Annotated in this window: 27 protein-coding genes; 12 read left to right on the forward strand and 15 right to left on the reverse strand. The window is 71.1% G+C overall.

What is annotated here, in order from left to right:
• Positions 1-16: 16 nt before the first annotated feature.
• Positions 17-841: a serine protease gene (locus tag I4Q55_RS11045; RefSeq protein ID WP_206786690.1), complete on the reverse strand. Its 825-nt coding sequence runs from the start codon at positions 839-841 to the stop codon at positions 17-19.
• Positions 842-949: 108 nt separating this feature from the next.
• Between I4Q55_RS11045 and I4Q55_RS11050 the strand changes: the two genes are divergently transcribed.
• Both I4Q55_RS11050 and I4Q55_RS11055 read left to right on the forward strand, forming a co-directional pair.
• Positions 950-1,717 carry a M15 family metallopeptidase gene (locus I4Q55_RS11050; RefSeq protein WP_374194462.1) on the forward strand — a complete coding sequence of 256 codons (768 nt, stop codon included), beginning with the start codon at positions 950-952 and terminating at the stop codon, positions 1,715-1,717.
• Positions 1,718-1,813: 96 nt separating this feature from the next.
• The gene (locus I4Q55_RS11055; RefSeq protein WP_206786692.1) at positions 1,814-3,208 is read left to right on the forward strand and encodes a mycothione reductase; all 1,395 of its coding nucleotides are present in this window, start codon (positions 1,814-1,816) and stop codon (positions 3,206-3,208) included.
• 34 nt (positions 3,209-3,242) lie between these two features.
• On the opposite strand, the gene I4Q55_RS11060 is transcribed toward I4Q55_RS11055, so the two are convergent.
• Entirely contained in the window at positions 3,243-3,788 is a 546-nt protein-coding gene (locus tag I4Q55_RS11060; RefSeq protein WP_206786694.1) for an ABATE domain-containing protein, read from the reverse strand.
• Between the two features lie 82 nt (positions 3,789-3,870).
• Here I4Q55_RS11060 and I4Q55_RS11065 point away from each other — a divergent pair, with 82 nt between their 5' ends.
• Entirely contained in the window at positions 3,871-5,025 is a 1,155-nt protein-coding gene (locus tag I4Q55_RS11065) for an epoxide hydrolase family protein (RefSeq protein WP_206786696.1), read from the forward strand.
• A gap of 1 nt (position 5,026) precedes the next feature.
• Here I4Q55_RS11065 and I4Q55_RS11070 read toward each other — a convergent pair whose 3' ends face one another.
• Positions 5,027-6,244 (reverse strand): MFS transporter, encoded by a 1,218-nt coding sequence (locus I4Q55_RS11070; protein WP_206786698.1) that lies wholly within the window; start codon positions 6,242-6,244, stop codon positions 5,027-5,029.
• Positions 6,245-6,292: 48 nt separating this feature from the next.
• Here I4Q55_RS11070 and I4Q55_RS11075 point away from each other — a divergent pair, with 48 nt between their 5' ends.
• The 5 genes from I4Q55_RS11075 (at position 6,293) to I4Q55_RS11095 (ending at position 10,234) form a co-directional block, all read left to right on the forward strand.
• Positions 6,293-6,976: a FadR/GntR family transcriptional regulator gene (locus I4Q55_RS11075; RefSeq protein ID WP_206786700.1), complete on the forward strand. Its 684-nt coding sequence runs from the start codon at positions 6,293-6,295 to the stop codon at positions 6,974-6,976.
• Positions 6,977-7,057: 81 nt separating this feature from the next.
• A complete protein-coding gene (locus I4Q55_RS11080) occupies positions 7,058-7,549 on the forward strand; it encodes a hypothetical protein (RefSeq protein ID WP_206786703.1) in 492 nt (163 codons plus the stop codon).
• Between the two features lie 55 nt (positions 7,550-7,604).
• A complete protein-coding gene (locus tag I4Q55_RS11085; RefSeq protein ID WP_206786705.1) occupies positions 7,605-8,447 on the forward strand; it encodes a DUF4097 family beta strand repeat-containing protein in 843 nt (280 codons plus the stop codon).
• Between the two features lie 27 nt (positions 8,448-8,474).
• A complete protein-coding gene (locus tag I4Q55_RS11090) occupies positions 8,475-9,431 on the forward strand; it encodes an ATP-binding cassette domain-containing protein (RefSeq protein WP_206786707.1) in 957 nt (318 codons plus the stop codon).
• Entirely contained in the window at positions 9,431-10,234 is an 804-nt protein-coding gene (locus I4Q55_RS11095; protein WP_206786709.1) for an ABC transporter permease, read from the forward strand. Before I4Q55_RS11090 ends, I4Q55_RS11095 begins: the two co-directional genes overlap by 1 nt.
• Position 10,235: 1 nt before the next feature.
• Here the strand turns inward: I4Q55_RS11095 and map are convergent, their stop codons facing one another.
• The 3 genes from map to I4Q55_RS11110 form a co-directional block, all read right to left on the reverse strand.
• The gene (gene map, locus I4Q55_RS11100) at positions 10,236-11,093 is read right to left on the reverse strand and encodes a type I methionyl aminopeptidase (protein WP_206786711.1); all 858 of its coding nucleotides are present in this window, start codon (positions 11,091-11,093) and stop codon (positions 10,236-10,238) included.
• A 23-nt stretch (positions 11,094-11,116) separates the two neighbouring features.
• A complete protein-coding gene (locus I4Q55_RS11105; protein ID WP_206786714.1) occupies positions 11,117-12,910 on the reverse strand; it encodes a penicillin-binding transpeptidase domain-containing protein in 1,794 nt (597 codons plus the stop codon).
• Positions 12,911-12,972: 62 nt separating this feature from the next.
• Entirely contained in the window at positions 12,973-13,827 is an 855-nt protein-coding gene (locus tag I4Q55_RS11110; protein ID WP_206786716.1) for a GNAT family N-acetyltransferase, read from the reverse strand.
• A 99-nt stretch (positions 13,828-13,926) separates the two neighbouring features.
• Between I4Q55_RS11110 and I4Q55_RS11115 the strand changes: the two genes are divergently transcribed.
• Positions 13,927-14,133: a DUF4177 domain-containing protein gene (locus I4Q55_RS11115; RefSeq protein ID WP_206786718.1), complete on the forward strand. Its 207-nt coding sequence runs from the start codon at positions 13,927-13,929 to the stop codon at positions 14,131-14,133.
• A gap of 14 nt (positions 14,134-14,147) precedes the next feature.
• Here I4Q55_RS11115 and I4Q55_RS11120 read toward each other — a convergent pair whose 3' ends face one another.
• Positions 14,148-14,540: a VOC family protein gene (locus I4Q55_RS11120; protein WP_206786729.1), complete on the reverse strand. Its 393-nt coding sequence runs from the start codon at positions 14,538-14,540 to the stop codon at positions 14,148-14,150.
• 4 nt (positions 14,541-14,544) lie between these two features.
• Entirely contained in the window at positions 14,545-15,339 is a 795-nt protein-coding gene (locus I4Q55_RS11125; RefSeq protein ID WP_206786731.1) for an AraC family transcriptional regulator, read from the reverse strand.
• A gap of 83 nt (positions 15,340-15,422) precedes the next feature.
• Here I4Q55_RS11125 and I4Q55_RS11130 point away from each other — a divergent pair, with 83 nt between their 5' ends.
• Positions 15,423-15,677: a hypothetical protein gene (locus I4Q55_RS11130; protein WP_003057586.1), complete on the forward strand. Its 255-nt coding sequence runs from the start codon at positions 15,423-15,425 to the stop codon at positions 15,675-15,677.
• A 53-nt stretch (positions 15,678-15,730) separates the two neighbouring features.
• Here I4Q55_RS11130 and ispG read toward each other — a convergent pair whose 3' ends face one another.
• From ispG to dxr, 3 genes are all read right to left on the reverse strand, one after another.
• Entirely contained in the window at positions 15,731-16,882 is a 1,152-nt protein-coding gene (gene ispG, locus I4Q55_RS11135) for a flavodoxin-dependent (E)-4-hydroxy-3-methylbut-2-enyl-diphosphate synthase (protein WP_167384597.1), read from the reverse strand.
• A 115-nt stretch (positions 16,883-16,997) separates the two neighbouring features.
• Complete coding sequence (locus tag I4Q55_RS11140; protein ID WP_206786733.1) at positions 16,998-18,218, reverse strand: RIP metalloprotease; 1,221 nt, start codon at positions 18,216-18,218, stop codon at positions 16,998-17,000.
• Positions 18,219-18,221: 3 nt separating this feature from the next.
• Entirely contained in the window at positions 18,222-19,424 is a 1,203-nt protein-coding gene (dxr, locus tag I4Q55_RS11145) for a 1-deoxy-D-xylulose-5-phosphate reductoisomerase (protein WP_206786735.1), read from the reverse strand.
• Between the two features lie 94 nt (positions 19,425-19,518).
• On the opposite strand from dxr, the gene I4Q55_RS11150 reads away from it, so the two are divergent.
• Both I4Q55_RS11150 and I4Q55_RS11155 read left to right on the forward strand, forming a co-directional pair.
• Positions 19,519-19,776, forward strand: a complete 258-nt coding sequence (locus I4Q55_RS11150; RefSeq protein ID WP_206786737.1) for a DUF2631 domain-containing protein — start codon at positions 19,519-19,521, stop codon at positions 19,774-19,776.
• 25 nt (positions 19,777-19,801) lie between these two features.
• Complete coding sequence (locus I4Q55_RS11155) at positions 19,802-20,461, forward strand: peptidylprolyl isomerase (RefSeq protein WP_206786739.1); 660 nt, start codon at positions 19,802-19,804, stop codon at positions 20,459-20,461.
• 2 nt (positions 20,462-20,463) lie between these two features.
• On the opposite strand, the gene I4Q55_RS11160 is transcribed toward I4Q55_RS11155, so the two are convergent.
• From I4Q55_RS11160 to I4Q55_RS11175, 4 genes are all read right to left on the reverse strand, one after another.
• Positions 20,464-20,934 (reverse strand): hypothetical protein, encoded by a 471-nt coding sequence (locus I4Q55_RS11160; protein WP_206786742.1) that lies wholly within the window; start codon positions 20,932-20,934, stop codon positions 20,464-20,466.
• Positions 20,931-21,158, reverse strand: a complete 228-nt coding sequence (locus I4Q55_RS11165; RefSeq protein WP_206786744.1) for a hypothetical protein — start codon at positions 21,156-21,158, stop codon at positions 20,931-20,933. Before I4Q55_RS11165 ends, I4Q55_RS11160 begins: the two co-directional genes overlap by 4 nt.
• A 26-nt stretch (positions 21,159-21,184) precedes the next feature.
• On the reverse strand, positions 21,185-22,954 hold the full coding sequence (locus tag I4Q55_RS11170) for an MFS transporter (protein ID WP_206786745.1): 1,770 nt from the start codon (positions 22,952-22,954) through the stop codon (positions 21,185-21,187).
• A gap of 93 nt (positions 22,955-23,047) precedes the next feature.
• A complete protein-coding gene (locus I4Q55_RS11175) occupies positions 23,048-24,520 on the reverse strand; it encodes a PLP-dependent aminotransferase family protein (protein WP_206786747.1) in 1,473 nt (490 codons plus the stop codon).
• Positions 24,521-24,548: the final 28 nt, after the last annotated feature.

Raw genomic sequence — 24,548 nt, forward strand, 5'->3', positions numbered from 1 at the left:
CCCCTGCTTAGCACGCTCAGCCGAGGAGGCGGGGCCTGGCCTGGGCCTCGATGTCGTTGACGTACTCCGAGACGCGCGTGTAGACACCCGGCCGGTTCGCCTTCGCGCAGCCGTCGCCGAAGGAGACGATGCCGATCAGCGTGTCGCCGACCACGAGCGGGCCGCCGGAGTCGCCCTGGCAGGCGTCGACGCCGCCCTCGGCGTAGCCCGCGCACACCATGGTCCGCTGGTCGTAGACGTCGTAGTCGGCGCGGCATTCGGCGTCCGACACCACCGGGACCTGGGCGCTGCGCAGGTAGTCGGAACGGGCGCCGCCGTCGGCGATGCGGCCCCAGCCGAGCACGGTCGCCTTGGTGCCCTTGTCGTACAGCCGCGCGTCGTTGCCGTCGGGCAGCTTCGCGGGCCGGTAGTCGAACTGGCCGCGGACGGTGAGCACGGCGATGTCGCCGCCCTGCGTCGGGTCGGTGTAGCCCTGGGCGACCCAGACCTTCGAGACGCCGAGCACCTGACCTTCGGCGGTGCGCTTGTCCTCGCGGCCGGCCACCACGCGGATGTCCTGCTTCGCCACCGCCTTGGCACAGTGCGCGGCCGTCGCGACCGACGTGGAGCTGACGATCACCGCGCCGCAGAACTGGTTGCCGCCCGCGTCGGTCAGGTACACCGCGTACGGGTGGTCGGACAGGGAAGCCCGCTGGCCGCCGACGATCCGCGCCTGGTTGCCGGACCCGGCCGCGCCGGAATCCGCCGCCGCCGTGCCCACCACGACCGGGACGGCGACCGCGGCGACCGCGAGGAGCACGCCGCTCGCGAACAGCAGGGAACGACGGGACTTCACGGACATGGGTCTTCCCCTCTTCGGCACAGCACAGGGCAGAGCACTCGGCACCCGGACAACTCCGGTGCGTGAACGACGTGCGCTCATTACCCTAATCCGAGGGGGCCCAAAACGGTGTCACTGGAACGGGTGGACTCCGCGCTCACCCAGCGCTTCTGCCAGGCTCGCCCCCTGCGACGGAGAGCGACGGCGGCGTGGTGGGCGGTCCCGGCCCTCGCGCTGGCGGCGTGCTCGGCGGAAGCGCCGCCTGCGCCTTCGGCCCCGACGTCGACGACGGTCGCGGCGAGCACCACGGCCGGACAGCCGCCGTCGAGCGCGCCCGCCGTCACCTGGCGGGTGGGTGCCCGGCCGCTCCCCCGCCGTCCCGACGGCTTCGGCCAAATCGAGCCGACGCCACCCGAACTAGTGAATCGGGCACTTCCGACAAAAGACTTCCTGCCGCCGCCGGCGGGTGCCGGCTACGCTTCGACGATCAGCGTCGTGCCCGCCGACGTCCTCGCGCGCAGCACGTGGCAGCCCGCCTGCCCCGTCAAGGCAGGCGACCTCCGCTCCCTGACGATGTCCTTCTGGGGCTTCGACGGCCGCGCGCACACCGGCGAAATGCTGGTGAACGCCCGCGGGGCGGCCGACGGGCAGCCGACCTGGTCGGCGCACGCCTCCGGGCTCGCCGTGGACGTCAACCCGTTCTGCAACCCCTACACCCGGGGCGACCTGGTGCTGCCCGAGCTGGCCTCGGCGTACGTCGACCGCTCGCGCAAGCGGCCCGGCATGGTCCTGGCCGGCGACGCGACCGTGCGCGCGTTCGCGGCGATCGGATGGCGCTGGGGCGGGAACTGGCGCAGCCCGACCGACCGGATGCACTTCACCGCGACCGGCCGTTGACCACGTAATACGACGTTAAGCACAACGGGGAACACGCGCTGCGCGGCAACGGTTGGCTAGGGTGAATCGACCGGACCGAACCCCGCGGAGGATGCAGTGCCCCACTACGACCTGGTGATCGTCGGGACGGGATCGGGGAACTCGATCCTCGGCCCCGGTTTCGCCGGCAAGAAGACGGCGATCGTGGAGAAGGGCACTTTCGGCGGCACCTGCCTCAACGTGGGCTGCATCCCGACGAAGATGTTCGTGTACGCCGCCGACGTGGCGTACACGCCTTCGCACAGCGCGAAGTACGGAGTCGACGAAGAGCTGAAGGGCGTGCGCTGGCGAGACGTCCGTGACCGCGTCTTCGGCCGGATCGACCCGATCGCCGAGGGCGGCGCGGAGTACCGCCGCAACCACGAGGACAACGCGAACGTCGACGTCTTCGAGGGCACCGGCCGCTTCACCGGGCACAAGGAGCTGCGTGTCAGCTTCGCCGACAGCCGCCCCGACGAGGTGCTGACCGCCGACAAGTTCGTGCTCGCCGCGGGTGGCCGTCCGGTCATCCCGGAGATCCCGGGCCTGGACGGCGTCGAGTACCATACCTCCGACACCGTGATGCGCCTCGACGAGCTGCCCGAGCGCATCGTGATCCTGGGCGGCGGGTACATCGCGGCCGAGTTCGCGCACGTCTTCGCCTCGTTCGGCGTGCACGTCACGCTGGTCAACCGCTCCGGGCGGCTGCTGCGCTCGGAGGACGAGGACGTCAGCGCGCGCTTCACCGAGCTGGCCGCCGAGCGGTTCGACGTCCGCCTCGACCGCAAGACCGTCCGGGCGCGCAAGACGGACGGCGGCATCGCGCTGGACCTCGAAGGCCCGCAGGGCGCCGAGACCGTCGAGGGCGACGTGCTGCTGATCGCCACCGGCCGGAAGCCGAACTCCGACCTCCTCGACGTCACCGCGACGGGTGTGACCACAATGGACAGTGGGCACGTCGTGGTCGACGACCACCAGCAGACCGTGGTCGAGGGCATCTACGCCCTCGGTGACCTGTCGTCGCCGCACGAGCTCAAGCACGTCGCGAACCACGAAGCCCGCGTGGTGCAGCACAACCTGCTGCACCCGGAGGAACGGATCACCGCCGACCACCGGTTCGTGCCGCACGCGGTCTTCACCCACCCGCAGGTGGCTTCGGTGGGGCTCACCGAGCAGAAGGCCCGCGAGCTCGGCGTGTCCTATGTGGTCTCGAAGCAGGACTACGCCGGGATCGCCTACGGCTGGGCGATGGAGGACACGACGGGCTTCGCGAAGCTCCTGGCCGACCCGGCGACCGGGCAGCTGCTCGGCGCGCACATCATCGGCCCGCAGGCGTCGTCGGTGATCCAGCCGCTCATCCAGGCGATGAGCTTCGGCCTCGACGCGCGCAGCATGGCGCGTGGCCAGTACTGGATCCACCCGGCGATGCCGGAGCTGGTCGAGAACGCGCTGCTCAACCTGCCGCTGGACTGAACCTCCGCGGGCCGGGCCCCCCCCCCCCCGCGGCTCAGGCTTTTTTTGCGTTGAAAAGCGCCATCATATGGCGGTTACCCCACGAGTTCATGTCGCACCATCTGCGGGTGCGGCTCTGGCTGGTGTCGAAGAACGCGGCCCGGCAGGTCGGCGAGGCGCACAGGGCCAGTCTTCCGTCTCGCTCGCCGGCGACGATGCCGATCGCGTCGGCGGCGATCACGCCGAGGGCGTCTTCCACGCAGCCGATCCGCCATAGCCGCTTGCCCTCGGCCGTCAGGACGGCCGCGGCCCGGCCCTGGCCGCTGCGGTCGTTGATGATCCGGACCGCGTCCGCCGGGAGCGGGTCCCCGAGCGCGGCCGCGGTCGCGGTGGCGTGGATCGCCTCCCTCAGTTCCCGGGCGAGGTCGTGCTGGGCCGTGGTGCAGGAATCCACGGCGAGACCGCTCACCGCCAGCCAGTCGGCGAGCCGCCGCGGCGTCGGAACGCGCTCCACAGCCTCGCCCTGACGCTCGGTCAGCGTCGCCGTGAAGCTGGTCGCCAGCACGCTACCGAGGCGGAATTCGGGGAATTCGGCACGCATGGAACCACCTTAGCCGGTTGCCTGCCGGCGCGACGCCGTGTTAGAACCGTCTTAGCCGGTTCCGGCAAGGTCAGGAGGTCTCATGCTCCGTCTCACCAGCGACTTGCACGCATTCGAAGCCCGCGCACCCGAAGCCGAACTCGACGATCTGCGCGCCCGGCTGGCCGCCGCGCGGCTGCCGGAAGCCGAGACGACAGAGCGCCGGTGGGCGCAGGGCGTGCCGCTCGCCGACCTCGTCGACGTCGTGGACTACTGGCGCACCGGGTACGACTGGCGGTCGTTCGAAGACCGCCTCGACCGGATCGGCCAGTTCCGCACGACCGTCGACGGTCTGGGCATCCACTTCCTGCACCGCCGGTCCCCGCGCCCGGACGCCACTCCCCTGCTGATGACACACGGCTGGCCGGGCAGCGTCGCCGAGTTCGTCGATGTCATCGACGAACTGGCCGACCCGGCGGACACCGAGGCGCCGGCGTTCCACGTCGTGGCGCCGTCGCTGCCCGGCTTCGGGTACAGCGACAAGCCGGCCACTACCGGGTGGGGCACCGAAAAGATCGCGGCCGCCTGGGTGGAACTGATGGGCAGGCTCGGCTACGCCACGTTCGCCGCCCACGGCGGCGACTGGGGCGGCAACATCACCACGGTGCTCGGCGGCCGGTTCCCGGCGCACGTCCTCGGCATCCACACGACGTTCGCGCAGGGGCTGCCCGGGGCGACGACGGACGGGCTGACCGCGGTCGAACGCCGGTGGGCCGAGGAAACCCACCATTTCTGGCACCACCGCGCGGCGTACGCGAAGCAGCAGGCGACCCGGCCGCAGACCATCGGCTACGCACTCGTCGACTCACCGGCCGGGCTGCTCGCCTGGATCCTCGACAAGTTCGCCGAGTGGTCCGACACCGAGGACAGCCCGTTCGAGACGATCTCCCGTGACCGCGTCCTCGACAACGTCACCCTGTACTGGCTGACGCGGTCCGGCGCCTCGGCGGCCCGCATCTACTACGAGAGCCACAACTCGCTCGACCCCGATCTCCGGGTCGACGTCCCCGCGGCCATCACGACGTACCCCCACGACATCGAGAAGTACCCGCGGCCCTGGGCGCAGGAGCGATACCGGCAGATCGTCCGCTGGCGGGAGCCCGAACGCGGTGGGCACTTCCCGTCGCTGGAGGTCCCCGAGTACTTCGTCGACGATCTGCGAGAGGGCCTCGCGGCCGTGCTGGCCGCTCGCCGGTGAATCAGACGAAGCGGTGGCGGCCGGCGAAGGCGCCGAACGTCAGTTGGACCACGAGCAGACCGAGCAGCATGGCCAGCGGCACGGTCCAGCCGCCCGCGAGGTCGTGCAGCAGGCCGAACAGGAACGGCCCCAGCGCGGCGAAAAGGTAGCCGAAGCCCTGAGCCATCCCGGACAGCCGGGCGGTGTCGGCGCCGGTCCGCGCGCGCAGCGCGATCACGGTCAGGGCCAGCGAGAACGTGCTCATCCCGAGCCCGACGAGGATGCTCCAGAGCAGCGGCGACCACGACGGCGCGAGCATCAGCCCGATGGTCCCGGCGACGCCGAAGACGCCCAACCCGACGATCCACGGGCTCTGCCCGCGCCGCCGGGCCGCCATCGGCGCGACGACGAGGCTGATCGGCACGGCGATCAGCGAAACCAGGCCGAACAGCAGCCCGGCGTCGTCGCGCGGCACGCCCGCGTCCATCAGCACCTGCGGGAACCAGCCCATCGCCGCGTAGGCGTAGAACGCCTGCAGGCCGAAGAAGCCCGTGACGATCCAGGCGAGCCGGTTGCGCAGCAGCGACCGGCCGCCCGCGGCGCCGTCGGCGGGCCGCGGTGTCCGGCCGGTGCCGCGGGCTGCGAAAATCCACGCCAGCAGCGCGACGACCGCGAGCACGGCCCAGCTGCCCAGCGCCGGGCGCCAGCCGCCGAGGGCGTCGCCGAGCCGGGGGGTCACCGCCGAGCCGAGGGCGCCCCCGCCCTGCAGCGCGGCGGTGTAGACGCCGGTCAGCACGCCGATGCGAGCCGGGAAGGAGTCCTTGATGACGACCGGGATGAGCACGTTGACCAGGGCGATCCCGGCGGTGGCGACGAGCGTGCCGCCGAGCACCACGGCCGGGCCGTCGAGCACGCGCAGCACGAGGCCGGCGGCGAGGGCGGCCAGCGCGATCGCGATGGCGGCGCCGATCCCGGCCCGGCGCGCGAGCAGCGGCGCGGCCAGCCCGGCGCCGGCGAAGCAGAGCGTCGGCAACGTCGTGAGCACGCCGGCCCAGACGCCGGACGTGCCCAGGTCCTGGCGCATTTCGGCGAGCATCGGCCCGACGCCGGTGATGGCCGGGCGCAGGTTGAGGGCGGTGAGCACCACCGCGACCGCGAGCAGCGCCCCGGCGGCGACCACGCCGGGCGTCCGGATCTCGGTGGCGCCGTCCAGTTCGAGTTCACGCTGTTCGACGGGCATGCCCGCTACTCTCTCATACGTAGGATGATTGGATGAAGGGATAATCCTGTGCCTCTGGCCACCACGCGCCGGGCCGGCCTCGTCGACCAGGTCATCGAGCAGCTGCGGACCGCGGTCACGCAGGGCGAATGGCCGATCGGCGAGCGCATCCCGACCGAGACCGCGCTCGTCGAGCAGCTCGGCGTCGGGCGCAACACCGTCCGCGAAGCCGTCCGCGCGCTCGCGCACACCGGTCTCCTGGAGGTCCGGCAGGGCGACGGCACCTACGTGCGCGCCACGAGCGAGGTGTCCGGCGCGATCCGCCGGCTCTGCGGCTCGGAGCTGCGCGAGGTCCTGCAGGTCCGGCGCACGCTGGAGGTCGAGGGCGCCCGCCTCGCGGCCATCGAGCGGACCGAAGAAGAGGTCGCCGAGCTGTGGTCGCTGCTCGGCCGCCGCGAGGTCGAGCTGCGCGAAGGACGCTGGCAGGACTTCGCCCGCACGGATGCCGAATTCCACTGCGCGGTCGTCGGCGCCGGGCACAACCGGCTGCTGACCGAGCTCTACCGCGGCCTGACCGAGGTCATCGCGGCGAGCATCGCGACGACGTCCAGCATCGCGCCGGGGGCGAACCATTCGCCGGAAATCGGCCACGAAGGCCTCGCGCAGGCCATCGCCGACCGAGATCCGGACCGCGCCGCCGCCGAGGCCTGTGGGTTCCTCGACGAGCTCCTGGAGCGCATAGAACGCTCCTGACCTGCGACTTCACCCGCCGACGACCCTTAAGGGTGCCATTTCAGGGTTGTCGTGGCACCACCGTGGTGCCACAGTAGTGCCATGGACCTGACGCCCTTCGTGGACAGCCTCCGCCGCGAGTTCGCGGTAGCCGCCGAGGCGGCCGGCGAGGACGCTGTCGCCCTGGCCGAGCGGCTGGCCTCCCCCCTGGAGTCCGCCATCCGGCTCACCTTGCTCGACGCGCTGTCGGCCGCGGCCGACGAGATCACCCGCGACCTCGCTCCCGGCTCCGTCGAAGTACGCCTTCGCCGCCGTGAAGCGGAGTTCGCGGTCGCCCTGCCCACCGCGCCCGAACCGGCCCCCGACGAAGCACCACCGCCGCCGCCCGAGGCCGACGACGGCGCCGTCTCCCGGATCAACCTGCGGCTCCCCGACCAGCTGAAGCAGCGGGTCGAGGAGGCCGCGAGCCGCGACCGGCTCTCCATCAACGCCTGGCTCGTCCGGGCCGCGAACACCGCACTCGGCGCGGACGCGAGCAGGCCCACGTACCGCCGTTCCGTCTACGGCGAGAAGTACACCGGCTGGGTTCGCTGACCCGCCTGCGCTGACCAGCAAAAACACTCTCACCGCACCCCAGGAGGGCGCAGCCATGCCATTTTTCGCCACCCCCGAGCCGATCACGGCCACGCTCGACGTCAGCGTGGCCGACGTCCGGATCGTCGCCGGCGACCGCACCGAAACCACCGTCGAGGTCCAGCCGGCCGACCCCGGCGACACCGAGGACGTCAAGGCCGCCGCGAAGACCCGCGTCGAGTTCGCCGACGGCGAGCTGCTGGTCAAGGGCCCGAAGTACACCACCAAACTGTGGGGCAAGGGCGGCGCGCTGCACGTCACGGTCGAGCTGCCGGCCGGCTCCCGCGTCAAGGCGACGTCCGCGATGGGTGACGTCCACGTCACCGGCCGCCTCGGTGACAGCCGGCTCAAGACGTCCGTGGGCAACATCCACCTCGACGAGACCTCGCGGCTGGAAGCGAACACCGCGACCGGTGACGTCTTCGTCGACCGGGCCACCGGGCACGCCGAGGTCGGCACCGGCTCCGGCGAGCTGCGGATCCGCGAGATCGACGGCACCGCCGTGCTGAAGAACTCCAACGGCGAGACCCGCGTCGGCGAGGTGACCGGCGACCTGCGCGTCAGCACGGCCAACGGCGACATCGTGGTCGACGTCGCCCACGCCGGCGTCCACGCGAAGACCGCCGCCGGCGACATCCGGCTCGGCGAGGTCATCCGCGACCGGGTCGTCCTCGAGACCGCCGTCGGCGAGATCGAGGTCGGCATCCGCGAGGGCAGTGCCGCGTGGCTGGAGCTGAACTCGCTGACCGGCTCCGTGCGCAACACGCTCACGCCGTCCGACGGGCCGGGCGGCACCACCGAGACCGTCGAGGTCAAGGCCCACACCTACACCGGCGACATCGTCATCCGCCGGGCCTGAAATCCACACACAGACAGGGGAAATCCCATGCCGGACGCCATCGTGGCCGAGGGACTGGTCAAGAAGTACGGGAAGGTCACCGCGCTCGACGGGATGTCGCTGCGGGTCCCCGAGGGCACGGTGCTGGGGGTGCTCGGGCCGAACGGCGCCGGGAAGACCACCACCGTCCAGATCCTCACGACGCTGCAGAAGCCGGACGCGGGCCGCGCGACGGTCGCCGGGTTCGACGTCGTGAAGGACGCGCACGAGCTGCGCTCGCACATCGGCGCCTCGGGCCAGTACGCCGCCGTCGACCAGGAGCTGACCGGGGCCGAGAACCTCGAGATGGTCGGGCGGCTCTACCACCTGGGCACCAAGCGGGCCAAGGCCCGCGGCCGGGAGCTGCTCGCCCGGTTCAGCCTGGAGGACGCCGCCGACCGCCCGGTGAAGGGCTACTCCGGCGGCATGCGGCGCCGGCTCGACCTGGCCGGCGCGCTCGTGGCCAACCCGCCGGTGCTGTTCCTCGACGAGCCCACCACCGGGCTCGACCCGCGGGCCCGCACCGAGCTGTGGGACGTCATCACCGAGCTGGTCGCGGGCGGCACCACGCTGCTGCTGACCACCCAGTACCTCGAAGAGGCCGACCGGCTGGCCGACAGCATCGCCGTCGTCGACCACGGGCGCGTGATCGCCCGCGGCACCGCCGACGAGCTCAAGGACCTCGTCGGCGGCGAGCGGATCGAGCTGACCGTCGGCACCCACGACGACGTCCTCGTGGCCCGCCGCGCCCTGGCCCGGCTGGCCAGCGGCGAGCCGCAGGCCGAGGCCTTCCGGCTCACCGTGCCCGTGACCCACGGCGCGAAAGCGCTTACCGAAGCCCTGGCGATCCTCGCCGCGGAAGGCGTCGACGTCCGCGACGTCGGTGTCCGCCGCCCCACCCTCGACGACGTTTTCCTCACCCTGACCGGCCACGAGACGGCCGAACCCGCGAAGGAGGCCGTGTGATGAACGCGGTGCAGATGGCCGTCACCGACGGCGTGACCGTGGCCAAGCGCAACTCGATCAAGATCCTCCGGTCGCTGGACCTGCTCGGGTCCATCGTGTTCATGCCGGTGATGTTCGTGCTGCTGTTCGGCTACGTGTTCGGCAGCGTGATCGACATCCCCGGGATGTCCTACCGCGAGTTCATGCTGCCGGGGATCTTCGTCCTCGCGGTGGCGATGGGCAGCATCGTCACCGGCTACGGCCTGACCGACGACCTGCAGAAGGGCATCATCGACCGGTTCCGCTCGCTGCCGATGTCCCCGGCCGCGGTGCTGATCGGCCGCACCACGGCGGACCTGATCCTCAACGTGACGAGCCTGCTCATCATGGGCCTCGTCGGCCTGCTGGTCGGCTGGCGCATCCACACCGGCGTTTTCGAGGCGCTGGGTGGCGTGCTCCTGCTGCTCGCGTTCGCCTACGCGCTGTCGTGGGTGATGGGCACGCTCGGCCTGGCCGTGCGCAAGCCCGAGGTGTTCAACAACGTCTCGAGCGTGGCGATCTTCCCGCTGACGTTCCTGGCCAACACGTTCGTCGACAGCGGCCGCCTGCCCACCCCGCTGCGGGTGATCGCGGACTGGAACCCGGTGTCGGCGATCACCCAGGCGTCACGGGAGCTGTTCGGCAACACCAGCGCCGCCATACCGGTGCACGGCGCCTGGCCGATGCAGCACGCCGTGCTCGCCTCGGTGCTGTGGATCGCGGTGCTGCTGGTGATCTTCGTGCCGCTTTCGGTGCGCTGCTACAAGAAGGCCACCAGCCACTGACTCAGGGCAGCGTGAGGATCTCGCTGCCGTCGGCCGTCACCACGAGGGTGTGCTCGAACTGGGCCGTCCACTTCTTGTCCTTCGTGGTGACGGTCCAGTCGTCGGCCCAGATGTCGTAGTCGATGGTGCCCAGGGTGATCATCGGCTCGATCGTGAAGGTCATGCCCTCCTCGATGATCGTGTCGACGGAGGGCTCTTCGTAGTGCAGGACCGTCGGCGGGGTGTGGAACGCCGGGCCGACGCCGTGGCCGGTGAAGTCGCGGACCACGCCGTAGCCGAACCGCTTGGCGTAGGACTCGATCACCCGGCCGATGACGTTCAGCTGCCGGCCCGGGCGGACCGCCTTGATCGCCCGCAGCGTCGCCTCGCGGGTGCGCTCCACCAGCAGGCGGGCCTCCTCGGAGACGTCGCCGGCCAGGAAGGTCGCGTTCGTGTCGCCGTGGACGCCGCCGATGTAGGCGGTGACGTCGATGTTGCAGATGTCGCCGTCCTCGATCACCGTCGAGTCCGGGATGCCGTGGCAGATCACCTCGTTGAGCGAGGTGCAGCACGACTTCGGGAAGCGGCGGTAGCCCAGCGTCGAGGGGTAGGCGTGGTGGTCGAGCAGGAACTCGTGCACCACCTTGTCGATGTCGTCCGTGGTGGCACCCGGCTTGACGGCCTTGCCGCCCTCCTCCAGGGCCTGGGCGGCGATGCGGCTCGCGACCCGCATCTTCTCGATCACCTCGGGCGTGCGCACGCCGTTGCCGGTGTCCCGCTTCGGCGCCGGCTTGTCCACGTACTCGGGACGGGCGATGGAACTGGGGACGTCACGGCGCGGCGTCTGGACGCCGGGAACGAGCGGGGCACGAACGGACATGCCCCCACCTTACGACGGCCTCCTCAGCCGATCCCCGCCAGGAACCGGTGGGCGGCCTGCACCGCCGGTTTGGAGGACCCGGCTTCGGTCAGGAGCACGGCGAACGCCAGGTCGCCGCGGTAGCCGACGAACCAGCCGTGCGAACGGGAGCCGTCGCCGAACTGGGCCGTGCCGGTCTTGCCCGCGACGTCGGGGATGTCCCGCAGCCCGGTCGCGGTGCCCGCGGTGACGACCTCCCGCATCATCCCGCGTAGCGCGTCGAGGACTTCTCGCGACGGCGGGTCGCCGACGTTCTCCGTGGTCGCCGGCATGCCCTTGACGATCGACGGCGACGGCACCTTCCCGGCCTGCACGGTGGCCGCGACCAGCGCCAGGCCGAACGGGCTGGCGACCACCCGGCCCTGGCCGAAGCCGTTTTCCGCCCGCTGGACGGCCGAGTCGCTGGCCGGGACGTCCCCGGTGACCGTGGTCAGGCCCGGCACGACGAAGTCGGCGCCGAGGCCGAAGGAGCGGGCGGTGTCGGTGAGCGACGGCCCCGGCAGGCTCGCGGCGAGCCGGGCGAAGGTCGTGTTGCAGGACCGCGCGAACGCCGTCTTCAGCGGCACCCGGCCCAGGTCGAACCGGCCTTCGTTCGGCACGACGCGGTTTTCGATCGTCGTCGTCCCGGGGCAGCCGACCGCGCTGCCCGCGTCGGCCTCCCCCGCCGACAGCGCGGCCGCGGCCGTGACGATCTTGAACGTCGACCCCGGCGGGTACCGCCCGGACAGCGCCAGCGAGCCTTCCTCGTCGGCGGCGTCGTTCTGCGCCACGGCGAGGATGTCCCCGCTCGACGGCTGGATCGCGACCAGCGCGGCCGGGTAGGGCTCGGTGTCGAGCGCCTTCTCGGCGGCGGCCTGCAGCTTCGCGCTGAGTGTGCTGGTGACGGCGGGCGCGGGCCGCGGCGGCTCGGCCCTGAGCTCGGACACCTCGCCGCCGGTGACGTCGCGGGTGACGATCCGCCAGCCCGCCGCCCCGGCCAGCTGCTGCTCGACCAGCGCCCGGATACCCGGCAGGACCTGCTGCCCGGACCCGCGGGTCACCGGCAGCAGCCGCTCCTGGCTGGCGAAGCGGACGCCCGGCAGGTCGTAGATCGCCGACTTGACGCGCTGGTAGTCACCCGCGCGCAGGGTGATCACCGGGTAGGCGTCGCCGGGCTTGGTCTTGTTCATCCCGTCGAGCACGGACCGGCCGGTGACCGACGGCTCGTAGCGGTGCAGTGCCTTGGCGAGGGTGCCGGCGACCGCACTCGCGTCGCCGGTCTTCTGCGGATCGACGACCACGCCGATGACGGTCTGCGGACGCATCAGCGGCACGCCGTCGCGGTCGAGCACCGGTGCCGTCTCCGGCAGCTGGGGCAGCATGCCCAGGGTCTGGCCGACGGCCAGCTGCGGGTGCACGACCGTCGGCTGCCAGTGCACCTGCCAGCCGTTCTCGGCCGCCCGCAGCTGGGCGTCGGCGCGGTAGGACCAGGTGCGGCCGTGCGGCAGGTGCCAGGTCAGCCGGTAGCTGGCGGTCACGACGTCGCCTTCCGGCTGCTTGACCTCTTCTTCGTCGACGTCGAGGCCCTCGGGCTCGAGCACACCGCGGACCTGGGCGAGGACGGTCTTCGCGGCTTCGGGCGAGTCGGTGTTCGCCGCCGCGGCGGCGACGTCCCCGGCCGCGACGGCGTCCAGGAAGGCGGAGAGGGCGTCCTCGGGGCCGTCGCCCGAGCACCCGGCCGTGGTCGCGGCGGCGAGCAGCAGCACCGCGAGCGCACTGCGACGTCGACGTGCACTCATGGCCGGATGATGCCTGGTCAGAGCGGTGTCGCGGGCGGTGAAACACCGCCACGGAAGAGTGGTTAGAACAGCACCGTCGCGTACTGGCCGACCTGCTTGAACCCGATTTTGCGGTAGGCCGCGAGGGCGGGGGCGTTGAAGGCGTTGACGTAGAGGCTGGCGGTGCGGCCGAGGCCGCGGACGAGCCGGTTGACCACCGCGGCGGTGCCGGCGGTGCCCAGCCCGTCGCCGCGGCGCCCGGGGTGCACCCAGACGCCCTGGATCTGCCCGACGGTGGCCGACATGGCGCCGATCTCGGCCTTGAAGACGACCTCGCCGTCCTCGAAGCGGGCGAACGCGCGGCCGGCACCGATCAGCTCGGTGACCCGGGCGCGGTAGCTGGCGCCGCCGTCGCCGCTGCGCGGGTCGACGCCGACCTCCTCGATGAACATCGAGACGGCCGCGGGCAGGTACCGCTCCAGTTCGTCCGGCCGGACGGGCCGGACCAGCGGATCGGCGGCGACGAGCGGGGTGCTGTCGAGGGCCATCAGCGGCTGGTCGTCGCGCACTTCGCGGGCCGGGCCCCACTCGCCTTCGAGTTCGTCCCACAGGCCGAGGACCTGCTCGGCCGGACCGACGAGGGAGGAGCAGGTGCGTTGCCTTCTCAGTGCCCGGTCGGCGAAGGAGCGCAACGCGGGCGCGTTGCCGCGCAGCGGGATGAGGTTCGGCCCGGAAAAGCACAGCCCTTGGAGCCGTCCGGCCCGGACCGGACGGCTGTCGGCGGCCCAGAGCTCACCACCGAGCCGCCACGGGTCGAGGCCCGCGGCCTCGACCCGGGCGCTGACCATGCAGCTGCCCACCGGGTCGGCGGCCAGCGCGGCACGAACCGCCGGATAGTCCCGATCGTCGAGCAGCCGTGCACCTGCAAGCCGCAACACGGGCTCCAGGGTGCCAGATTCGGCCGGTAAACGGAACGCGAGGCCGTCGACACGGTGAGATGAACACCCGCGCCGGCCGTCCCGGGCAGAATCGGGGACATGCAGCGCTACACGTACAAGGTCGTCGAGGTCCGGGAGAAGCTGGTCGGGGGCAAGATGTCGGGCGCCAAGCTCGAGAAGCTGCTCAACGACCACGCGTCCGACGGGTGGCAGCTCAAGGCCATCACGGCCACCGAGGTGAAGGGACGCGTCGGCCCCGGCGGGGTCGACGGCCTGCTGGTGACCTTCGAGCGGCCGGTGCGGTAGCCGGGCGCGTCCGGTCAGGCCGCGCCGCGGTAGGTGCCGACCGTCCAGGAGTTGCCCTCCGGGTCGCGGAGGCTGAACGTGTGCGAGCCGTAGTCGGTGTCCGTCAGCTCGGCCGTGATCTCCGCGCCGGCGCGCTTCACCCGCGCGTGGATCTCGTCGACCTTGTCCGACACCACGTATACCGCGGCCGCACCCGGCTTCATCGCGTCGTGGACGCCGTCCGGAGGGCGGACGCTGCCCAGCATCACCGCGCCGCCCTCGGGCCAGCGCAGCTCCGCGTGCGCGATGAGGTCGCCCTCGGGCACCACCAATGCCTCGGTGAAACCCAGGACGTCGACGAGGAAACGGACCGCGGCCGGGGCGTCGTCGTACCGGAGAGCGGGCCAGACGTTCGGTTCGGGAGTCATGCGGTCAGCTTCGCGCCACCTCCGTCTCCTCGTCTTGGAGGAACGGGAGCTCCTCGGCGATCCACGTGCCCGGCGTGCAGCCCGCCAGCGCACGCCACTCGTTGGTCAGGTGCGCCTGGTCGTAGAACCCGCACTCCGCCGCCAGCGCCGCCAGGTCCGCCCGCCCCTGCCGCAGCAGGCTCCCGGCCCGCTCGAACCGCAGCACGCGCGCCGCCTGCTTCGGCGTCAGCCCCAGCTCCGTGCGGAACCGCTCGCCCAGGTGCCGCCGGCTCCAGCCGACCTCCTCGGCGAGCTCCGCGACGCGCACCTGGCCGCCGGCGCCGCGCAGCCGGCGCCACGCCTGGCCCAGCTCGGGTGGCGGCACCACCGGCTCGACGGCCCGGGTGGCCAGGACGTCGTCGAGCAGCGCGAACCGCTCGCGCCAAGGCAGCTCCCGCAGCCTGTCCGGCAACCAGCCGAGCCCGAAGTCGGCGAGGTCGGCCACCTCGCCGCTCAGCTCGGCCGCCGTCACGCCGAACAGCGTCCGCACGCCCAGCGGGTCGAGCTCCAGCTGCAGGCCCTCCTGCACGCTGTCCTGCCGGATCAGCACCGCGCGCGTGTGGAGCCCGCCGACCAGCGCCTGCAGGCTGTGGCCGGCCATCCGCACCGGCCCGGCGAGGCTGATGACGAGCGTCACATGCCGGGACGGCAGGCCGCGGTGGACGGCCAGCGTGACGTCGTCCTGGGCATACCCGACATAGCGCGCGACCAGGGGCCGCACCACCGGGTGCGGCTCGCGAATGGCCCAGGTCACGCTCACGAATGCCAGCGTAATCGTCACCACCGACAGTTTCCGGGTCTGATAACACGGACGTGCGTCCCCACCGCGGAAGGAACCACCCGATGACGATCCAGGAGCAGGCGCAGCAGCTGGAGCTGCTCGCCGACCAGGTGCCGACCGGCATCGCGCTCGCCACGAAGAGCGACCTCGAAGACCTCCAGGCCCAGGTGCTGGGCCTGCTCGGGGAGACGTCCACCGCGACCGCGATCCAGGGCGCCATCCAGCTCGCTTCCCAGCAGATCGACGAGGTCGCGGCCGCGCTGGAGAACGTCCGCCTGCAGATCCGCGACGCCGCCCAGCACCACCTCCAGGGCTGAAACGCGCCGAAGCCCTCCTCACCGGCCGGTGAGGAGGGCTTCGGCGGAAGAACTCAGCCGGCGGTGACCACCGGCGCACCCTCGCCGAGGGACTCGCCGGCCTCTTCGGCGATGCGCATGGCCTCTTCGATGAGCGTCTCGACGATCGCGTGCTCGGGCACGGTCTTGATGACCTCGCCCTTGACGAAGATCTGGCCCTTGCCGTTGCCCGACGCCACTCCCAGGTCGGCCTCGCGGGCCTCGCCGGGGCCGTTCACGACGCAGCCCATGACGGCCACGCGCAGCGGGATCTCCATGCCCTCGAGCCCGGCGGTGACCTGCTCGGCGAGCGTGTAGACGTCGACCTGCGCGCGCCCGCACGACGGGCACGACACGATCTCCAGCTTGCGCTGCTTGAGGTTCAGCGACTGCAGGATCTGGATGCCGACCTTGACCTCTTCGACCGGCGGCGCGGACAGCGAGACGCGGATCGTGTCGCCGATGCCCTGGCGCAGCAGCGCGCCGAACGCGACGGCCGACTTGATCGTGCCCTGGAACGCCGGGCCGGCCTCGGTCACGCCGAGGTGCAGCGGGTAGTCGCACTGCTCGGCGAGGATCTCGTAGGCGCGCACCATGACCACCGGGTCGTTGTGCTTCACCGAGATCTTGATGTCGTGGAAGTCGTGCTCGGCGAACAGCGACGCCTCCCACAGCGCCGACTCGGCCAGCGCCTCCGGCGTCGCCTTGCCGTACTTGTCCATGATCCGCTTGTCGAGCGAGCCGGCGTTGACGCCGATCCGGATCGGCGTGCCGTGGTCCTTCGCGGCCTGCGCGATCTCCTTGACCTGGTCGTCGAACTTCCGGATGTTGCCGGGGTTGACGCGCACCGCCGCGCAGCCGGCCTCGATCGCCGCGAAGACGTACTTCGGCTGGAAGTGGATGTCGGCGATCACCGGGATCTGCGACTTGCGCGCGATCGCGGGCAGCGCCTCGGCGTCGTCGGCCGACGGGCACGCCACGCGGACGATGTCGCAGCCCGCGGCGGTCAGCTCGGCGATCTGCTGCAGGGTCGCATTGACGTCGGAGGTGAGCGTCGTCGTCATCGACTGGACGGAGATCGGGTGGTCGCTGCCGACACCGACCGGACCCACCTGGAGCTGGCGGGTCTTGCGGCGCTCGGAGAGAACGGGCGGGGGCAGGGCTGGCATACCGAGTGCGACGGTCACGACGTCCAGCGTACCTAGCCCTACCGGGCCGCCTTCACCATGTCAACCGTCACGGTGAGCAACATTACGGCCGGGGTGAGCGGCCGCCGGCGGGCCGCCACCCCACCGTGGAACCTCATGGGCCGATCCGGATCGGGTTGACGATGTCGGCGGTCACCGTGAGTAGCGTCACCGCGCCGCCGATGAGCACCAGGACCATGGTGATGCCGGACAGCTTCGTGTAGTCGACGGGACCGGCGGCCGCCTTGCCCCGCCGGGCCCGGATCCAGTCGCGGACGCGCTCGTACCAGACCACCGCGATGTGCCCGCCGTCCAGCGGCAGCAGCGGCAGCAGGTTGAACACGCCGATGAAGAAGTTCAGGCTGGCCAGCAGGAAGAAGAACAGCACCCAGATGCCCTGCTCGACGGCCTCGCCGCCGATCCGGCTCGCGCCGACGACGCTGACCGGCGTGTTCGGGTCGCGTTCGCCGCCGAAGATCGCGGTGACGACGGCGGGGATGCGCTCCGGGAACTCGATGAGCCGCTGCGCCGTCTCGGCGAACATCGTACCGGTGAAGCTGAACGTGGCGCCGATCGCGGCGACCGGGCCGTACTGCGTGGTCACCGACGGCGGCTGGGGCGAGGCGCCGATCATCCCGACCTCCTTGACCCCGGAGGGGGACCAGCGCTGCACCTTCGGCACGTCGACGACGAGCCAGAGCTGCTGGTTGCCGCGCTGCACCTCGAACACCGTCCGGCCGCTGGTGGCCTGCACGGCGGTGAGCATCTCCTCCCAGGACGCGACCGGCTTCCCGCCGACCGCGAGAACCTTGTCGCCGGCCTGCAGCCCGGCCGTCTTCGCCGGCGTCAGCGCCCCCGGCGGGCAGGTGGAGTTTGCGGCCTGTTCCTTCGTCGTCGTCGAGACGGCGCAGGAGGTCGAGGCCAGCACCGGCTGGACCGGGTCGGCGGCCGCCAGGTTCGGCAGGCCCATGGTCACGGCCATCAGGTAGAGGACCACGAAGCCCAGGATGAAGTGGGTGATCGACCCGGCCGACATCACGACGGTGCGCTTCCAGGTCTTGAACCGCCACATCGCGCGCGGCGCCTCGTCCGGGGTGACCTCGTCGAGCGCGGTCATGCCGGCGATGTCGCAGAACCCGCCGAGCGGGATCCACTTCAGGCCGTACTCGGTCTCACCGCGGCGCCAGGAGAACACCGTGGGCCCGAAGCCCACGAAGTACCGGCGGACCTTCATGCCGAAGGCCTTCGCGGTGAGCATGTGGCCTGCTTCGTGCAGTGCGACGGAGACGCAGATCCCCAGCGCGAAGAGCACCACACCGATGATGTAGGCGAGCACCCGCTACTTCCCCTCGATGATCGAACCGGCCCGCGCGCGAGCCCAGCGCTCGGCGGCGAGAACGTCTTCGACGTCACGCGGTTCGCGACGCCATTCGTCGGCGGCTCCCACCACCTCGGAAACAGTGTCCACTATCGACGTGAAGCTGGTGTTCTGCGCGAGGAAGGCGGACACGAGCTCCTCGTTCGCGGCGTTGTAGACCGCGGGCAGGCAGCCGCCTGCGCTGCCGCAGTGGCGGGCCAGCTCGACCGAGGGGAACGCCTCGTTGTCCAGCGGCTCGAACGTCCAGGTCGCGGCGGTGTCCCAGGTGCAGGCGGAGGCGGCGCCGGGAACGCGGTCGGGCCAGTGCAGCGCGAGCGCGATCGGCAGCCGCATGTCGGGCGGGCTGGCCTGGGCGATCGTCGAGCCGTCGGTGAAGGTCACCATCGAGTGAACGATCGACTGCGGGTGCACGGTGACGTCGATCTTTTCCGGCGCGATGTCGAAGAGGAGGGCCGCCTCGATCAGCTCGAGGCCCTTGTTGACCAGGGTGGCGGAGTTGATCGTGATGAGCGGGCCCATGGACCAGGTGGGGTGCGCCATCGCCTGCTCGACGGTGACGCCGGCCAGCTCCGCGCGCTTGCGGCCGCGGAACGGGCCGCCGGAAGCGGTGAGGACGAGCCGCGCGACTTCGTTTTCTTTCCCGGCCCGCAGCGCCTGCGCGATGGCGGAGTGCTCGGAGTCGACCGGGACCAGCTGACCGGGCTTGGCGGCGGCGAGCACGAGCGGCCCACCGGCGATCAGGGACTCCTTGTTCGCGAGGGCGAGGGTGGCGCCGGTGGCGAGCGCCTTGAGCGTCGGCTCGAGGCCCCGGGAGCCGGGGAGCGCGTTGAGAACGGTGTCCGTTTTCACCGAGTCGATCAGTTCGGTGACGGCGTCGGAGCCGGCGAAGAGCCGCGGGAGCTTGAACTCGCCCTGGGCGTACCCCCGCTTCTGCGCCTCGGCGTACAGCGCGAGCTGCACGTCTTCGGCGGCCGTGGCCTTGGTCACGGCGACGGCCTCGACCCCGTGGGCGATGGCCTGCGCGGCGAGCGCGGCCGGATCGGCCCCACCGGCGGCGATCCCGGCCACCCGGAACAGGTGCGGGTTGCGCGCGGCGACGTCGAGGGCCTGCACACCGATGGACCCGGTCGAGCCGAGCACGAGAACGCTTCGCGAGGTAGTCATCGCCGGTCATTGTCGCGCGGGCCGTCTCCGCGGCGCACCCGGAGGTGTGGGATCATCGGCGGGTCCGAGGTTCACGGGGTTTGAGGAGTTCATCGTGGCAGGCAAGGCGGTCGAGAAGAGGCGGCCCGAGGTCGACCCGCGCGACGAGCCGTCCGCGGCCTGGGGCTGGCACGGCTCGTTCCCGAAGGCCACCCGCATCGCCGGCTGGGTCAGCGCGATCATCCTGCTGGTGATGATCAAGGGCAACCACGAGAACAACACCGAGAACGTGTGGCTCATCGGCCTGTCGGCGTTCCTCGTGCTGCTGCTGGTGCTGGACATCCGCAAGCAGCGCACGGCCTGGCGCAAGTAGTCGGTTTTTCGCTAACGTCCCCGGCATGAAGCTGCGCTGGGGACTGGCTGTGTTGTCCGTTTTGGGTGCCCTGGTGGCGGCTCCGGCACCGGCCTCGGCGTCGGCGCCGCTGGTCCGGTGCGAGTTCACGCCCACCCCGGACAACCCGGCTGCGCGGCCGGTGGTGCGTCCGTTGCCTTTCGCGTTGACCCGCGGGACTGTCGATGTGACGTTCCGGTTCAACTACGGACCGGTGACCGTGCGGCTGGATCGTGGTGGGGCTGCGCCTTGTGCGGTGCACAACATGGTTTCGCTGGTTCTGCAGCGGTTCTATGACCGGTCCCAGTGCTGGCGGCTGACCAACTCTTCGCGGCTTGGTGTTCTTCAGTGTGGGGACATCTATGAGGTGGAGAAGGGTGGGCCGGGGTATCGCTTCCCGGACGAGGTCTCGGGTTCCGAGACGTACCCGCGGGGGACTATTGCGATGGGGAACCAGGGGCCGGGGACGAATGGGTCGGAGTTCTTCATCGTGCACTCGTTCGCGAACATCCCGGCGAACTACTCCGTGATGGGGCGGGTGGTTCGGGGGATGTCGGCTCTTGATCGGATGGTGGCGGACGGGATCATTCCTACCGATCCGAATGGGCCGCTGGACGGGGCGCCGGCGAAGCCGGTGAAGATCCAGCGAGCCACGGTCGGCTGGTAGACCTACCGCCAGGTCGCCAGCCGCTCCGGATTCGTTTCGATGCGTTCGAGAATGTCCCGGGCCTCCGGTTCGTACTCGCCGCCGAACTCCGCGTAGCGGGTCCACAGACCTTCGCGGGCCCGCTCCCGGCACTGATCCCCCAGCACCTCGTTGCCCCGCGCCCGCGCTTCACGGTCGGACTCACCGGAGACCAGCTGGAAAAGCAATTCCAAGACTTCCAGCTTGGCAGCCTTCGAGACGCCTTCCGAAAGTGCGGCCATCAGAACCGAGACCACGGCAGGCGCCGCCTCGAACAACTGCCCTTGGACCACCACCACGTTCTCGAGGCGCCAGTAGCAGGATTTCGCTTCTTCTCGGGTAGTCGCGCCGAGAAGTCCGACCAGGCTCGCCGGAACCTCACTCGAACGGTCCCCCATCACCGGCAAGGCCGACCAGTCGACGCGATCGACCTCGCGGCCCGCGAGTCCATTCACCCGGCTTCCCCGAATCCGTTCAGTTGAGCGCGCAGTTCGTCACACAGAAAATCCCAGAACCCTCCGATGTCCGGGGCGACAACGGTGACATCTCCTCCGTCGCACGGCGCCCCTCGCCCGACGAACGATCCGTCGGCCATTCGATAGACGCCGCGGCCACTCTCGCTCAGCGCGAACAAGGCTCCGCCACCGTCCGAGCCGAAGACGACGATGCGGTCCTCCATCCGGCACCCGGCTTCCGAAACTACCTTCAGCGTTCCCTGGAAGGCGACACCAATTCGCTCGGCCCGCCGCTCGACTCCCCGGCCACCGCGGCCAGTTCCTCGCCCGCCGACTCGGCGTCCGCCGGGCGGGCGTCCTTTGTCAGCAACGACGCCACCGCGCCGATCAGGCACACCACGATCGCGAAGCCGAACGCCACCGCCAAACCCGACTGGAACGGGCCCGAAATCAGGTTCGGGAAGAAGCTGCGGCCCGTCAGGAACGACGCCTGGTCCGGCGGGAGCGACGACAGCTGACCGCCCAGGAGCTGCTGGATCGGGTTGTAGCCCAGGAATGCCGCGAACAGCACCGCCACCGCCGGGAGGTTGGCGATCTGCGCCGCCGACGCCGCGGGAACGCCGTGTTCGATCAGGCCCGCGCTCATCGTGGACGGCAGGCTCGACGACAGGCCCGCGATGATCAAGCTGAAGAAGAAGCCGATGGACAGGACCATCGCCGCGTTCTGGAACGTTGTCATCATGCCCGCGCCGGAACCTCGGGCGTCCGCCGGGAGGCTGTTCATCACCTCCGCGCGGTTCGGGGAGGCGAACATGCCCATGCCGATTCCGTTCAGCAACAGGATCGTCGCGAACGCCCAGTAGTCGAAGTTCACCGGCAGGAGGATCAGCAGCAGGAACGTCACCGCCGTGATGAACAGGCCGCCGGAGGCGAGGAGGCGGCTGCCGATGCGGTCGGACAGGACGCCCGACGCCGGCGCCGACACCAGGAAGCCGATCGTCATCGGGAGCATGTAGATGCCCGCCCACAGCGGTGTCTGCTCGAACGTGTAGCCGTGCTGGGGCAGCCAGATGCCCTGCAGCCAGATGATCAGGATGAACTGCAGCCCGCCGCGGCCGAGCGACGCCGTCAGGTTCGCGACGTTGCCCCAGGTGAACGAACGGATCCGGAACAGCGACATGCGGAACAGCGGGTTGTCCACCTTCGACTCGATGATCACGAACGCCACCAGCACCGCGATCCCGCCGATCAGGCAGCTCAGCACGAACGGGCTGCCCCAGCCGGTCGGCGACGAGCCGTACGGCTGGATGCCGTAGGTGATGCCGATCAGCACCGCGATCAGGCCGACCGCGAAGGTGATGTTGCCCCACCAGTCCATCCGCGCGTGCTTGCGGACGCCGGTGTCGTGCAGCTTGAGGTACGCCCAGACCGTGCCGATCACGCCGAACGGCACCGACACGAGGAAGATCAGGTTCCAGTCGACCGGCGCGAGCACGCCGCCGACGACCAGGCCGAGGAACGAGCCCGCGATCGCCGCGACGCCGTTCATGCCGAGCGCGAGCCCGCGCTGGTTGGCCGGGAAGGCGTCGGTGAGGATCGCCGAGGAGTTCGCCATCAGGAAGGCGCCGCCGACGCCCTGCACGATCCGCCAGCCGATCAGCCACAACGCGGCCGCGTCGCCGTCGAACCACGTGATGGCCAGCATGATCGACGAAACCGTGAACACCGCGAAGCCGAGGTTGTACATCCTCGCGCGGCCGTACATGTCGCCGAGCCTGCCGAAGCTCACCACGAGCACCGCGGTGACCACGAGAAAGCCCATGATCATCCACAGCAGGTAGCTCGTGTTGGCCGGTTCCAGGGGGTTGATGCCGATGCCCTTGAAGATGTCGGGCAGCGCGATCAGCACGATCGAGGAGTTGATCGTGGCGATCAGCATGCCCAGCGTCGTGTTGGACAGCGCGATCCACTTGTACCGCGGCCCCAGTTCCGCGATCGAATACGTCCGGCGTTCCGCCACTGTGCAGCCCTTCTGCTCGCCAGTCCCTTAGCTAGGCTAAGCAACTTGCTTGCGTATGGCAACCAACAGCGCGAAACGCATGGGAGAGCGTGGTCACATCCGCTTGAACGTCCTTTGTGGACTCTTTAACAGGTGTCCCAGTACCGCCACGCCCGCCTCGATCTCCGTCGCCGTCCGCGCCGCATACCCCAGCACCAGGCCCGGCCGTCCCGGACGCTGCCGGTGCCACGACAACGGCTGGACCTTCACGCCCTCCGCCAACGCGGCCGCCGCCACCGCGACGTCGTCCACGTCCGCGTCGAAAGTCACCGTCAGGTGCAGGCCCGCCGCCGCGCCGTGGACGACCGCCGACGGCAGCTCGGCAGCCAGCGCCCGGATCATCGCGTCCCGGCGACGGCGGTGCCGCCCCCGCACCGCCCTCAGCTGCCGCTCCAGCTCGCCCGTCTCCATCAACCTGGCCAGCACCAGCTGGGCCAGCACCGGGTTCCCCAGGTCGGCGAACCGCTTGGCGGCCACGAGATCCGGGAAGAACCGCGGCGGCGCCAGCAGCCAGCCCACGCGCAACGCCGGCGCCAGCAGCTTCGACACGCTGCCCATGTAGCACACCTCCGGCAGCATCGACCGCACCGCGGGCACCGGCGCCCGGTCGTAGCGGTGCTCGGCGTCGTAGTCGTCCTCGATGACGATTCCGCCGCCGGCCGCCCAGCGCAGCAGCTCCCGGCGACGCCCGCCGCCCAGGACCACGCCCGTCGGGAACTGGTGGGCCGGCGTCAGCAGCACCGCCGGAGCCTCCAACGCGGCGACCCGCACGCCGTCGTCGTCGACCGGGACCGGCGGGGTTTCCAGGCCGCAGTGGTGCAGGTGCTGGCGGGCACCGAGCGAACCCGGGTCCTCGACGGCCACCGCGGAGACGCCGTGCTGCCGCAGCACCTCCCCCAGCAACGTCAGCGCCTGCGCCACCCCCGCCACCACGATGATCTCGCCCGGATCCACGCGGATCCCGCGGTTGCGCGCCAGCCAGCGCGACACCGCCAGCCGCATCGACGGCGCGCCCCGCGGGTCGCCATAGCCGAAATGGGACGGCTCCAGCTCGTCCAGCACCGCCCGCTCCGCCTTCAGCCACGCCGCCCGCGGGAACGCCGTCAGGTCCGGGACGCCCGGTGTGAGGTCGATCCGGGCCGGGGCCGCGCGGACCGCGTCGAAGACCTCCGCACCGGGCACGGGCGTGATCACGTTCCAGGCCGGACGAGCCGGGGACGGCGAGGGCGGCAGCACGGGCGCGGCCACGATGACCGTGCCCGCCCGGCCGCGGCCCTCGGCGTGGCCGTCGTCGATCAGCCGCTGGTAGGCCTCCGTCACCACCCCGCGCGACACGCGCAGGTCCGCGGCCAGCACCCGGGACGCGGGCAACCGGCCGCCGACCGGGAGCCTGCCGTCGGCGACCGCGGCGCGCAGCTGCCCGGCGAGCCAGTCCGCGAGCCCACCCGGCGGCGCCGACCGGACGTCCAGCTGGAGGAAGTCCGAGCCTATGGACCCCTCGGAGGACGTGGTTTTGGCTCTGTCCATCGGACCATTGTCGCAGCACGCTGGACCC

It is taken from the genome of Amycolatopsis sp. MtRt-6 (assembly GCF_017308975.1).
GTDB lineage: Bacteria > Actinomycetota > Actinomycetes > Mycobacteriales > Pseudonocardiaceae > Amycolatopsis.

Bases quoted from the DNA above. Each gene is read 5' to 3' on its own strand.
- I4Q55_RS11155 (WP_206786739.1), top strand. From the start codon at position 19,802: ATGAAGCTGCGCTGGGGACTGGCTGTGTTGTCCGTTTTGGGTGCCCTG.
- I4Q55_RS11120 (WP_206786729.1), bottom strand. From the start codon at position 14,540: ATGACTCCCGAACCGAACGTCTGGCCCGCTCTCCGGTACGACGACGCC.
- I4Q55_RS11085 (WP_206786705.1), top strand. From the start codon at position 7,605: ATGCCATTTTTCGCCACCCCCGAGCCGATCACGGCCACGCTCGACGTC.
- I4Q55_RS11115 (WP_206786718.1), top strand. From the start codon at position 13,927: ATGCAGCGCTACACGTACAAGGTCGTCGAGGTCCGGGAGAAGCTGGTC.
- I4Q55_RS11065 (WP_206786696.1), top strand. From the start codon at position 3,871: ATGCTCCGTCTCACCAGCGACTTGCACGCATTCGAAGCCCGCGCACCC.
- I4Q55_RS11045 (WP_206786690.1), bottom strand. From the start codon at position 841: ATGTCCGTGAAGTCCCGTCGTTCCCTGCTGTTCGCGAGCGGCGTGCTC.
- I4Q55_RS11130 (WP_003057586.1), top strand. From the start codon at position 15,423: ATGACGATCCAGGAGCAGGCGCAGCAGCTGGAGCTGCTCGCCGACCAG.
- I4Q55_RS11095 (WP_206786709.1), top strand. From the start codon at position 9,431: ATGAACGCGGTGCAGATGGCCGTCACCGACGGCGTGACCGTGGCCAAG.
- dxr (WP_206786735.1), bottom strand. From the start codon at position 19,424: ATGACTACCTCGCGAAGCGTTCTCGTGCTCGGCTCGACCGGGTCCATC.
- I4Q55_RS11080 (WP_206786703.1), top strand. From the start codon at position 7,058: ATGGACCTGACGCCCTTCGTGGACAGCCTCCGCCGCGAGTTCGCGGTA.
- I4Q55_RS11090 (WP_206786707.1), top strand. From the start codon at position 8,475: ATGCCGGACGCCATCGTGGCCGAGGGACTGGTCAAGAAGTACGGGAAG.
- I4Q55_RS11105 (WP_206786714.1), bottom strand. From the start codon at position 12,910: ATGAGTGCACGTCGACGTCGCAGTGCGCTCGCGGTGCTGCTGCTCGCC.
- I4Q55_RS11165 (WP_206786744.1), bottom strand. From the start codon at position 21,158: ATGGAGGACCGCATCGTCGTCTTCGGCTCGGACGGTGGCGGAGCCTTG.
- I4Q55_RS11070 (WP_206786698.1), bottom strand. From the start codon at position 6,244: ATGCCCGTCGAACAGCGTGAACTCGAACTGGACGGCGCCACCGAGATC.
- I4Q55_RS11175 (WP_206786747.1), bottom strand. From the start codon at position 24,520: ATGGACAGAGCCAAAACCACGTCCTCCGAGGGGTCCATAGGCTCGGAC.
- map (WP_206786711.1), bottom strand. From the start codon at position 11,093: ATGTCCGTTCGTGCCCCGCTCGTTCCCGGCGTCCAGACGCCGCGCCGT.
- I4Q55_RS11060 (WP_206786694.1), bottom strand. From the start codon at position 3,788: ATGCGTGCCGAATTCCCCGAATTCCGCCTCGGTAGCGTGCTGGCGACC.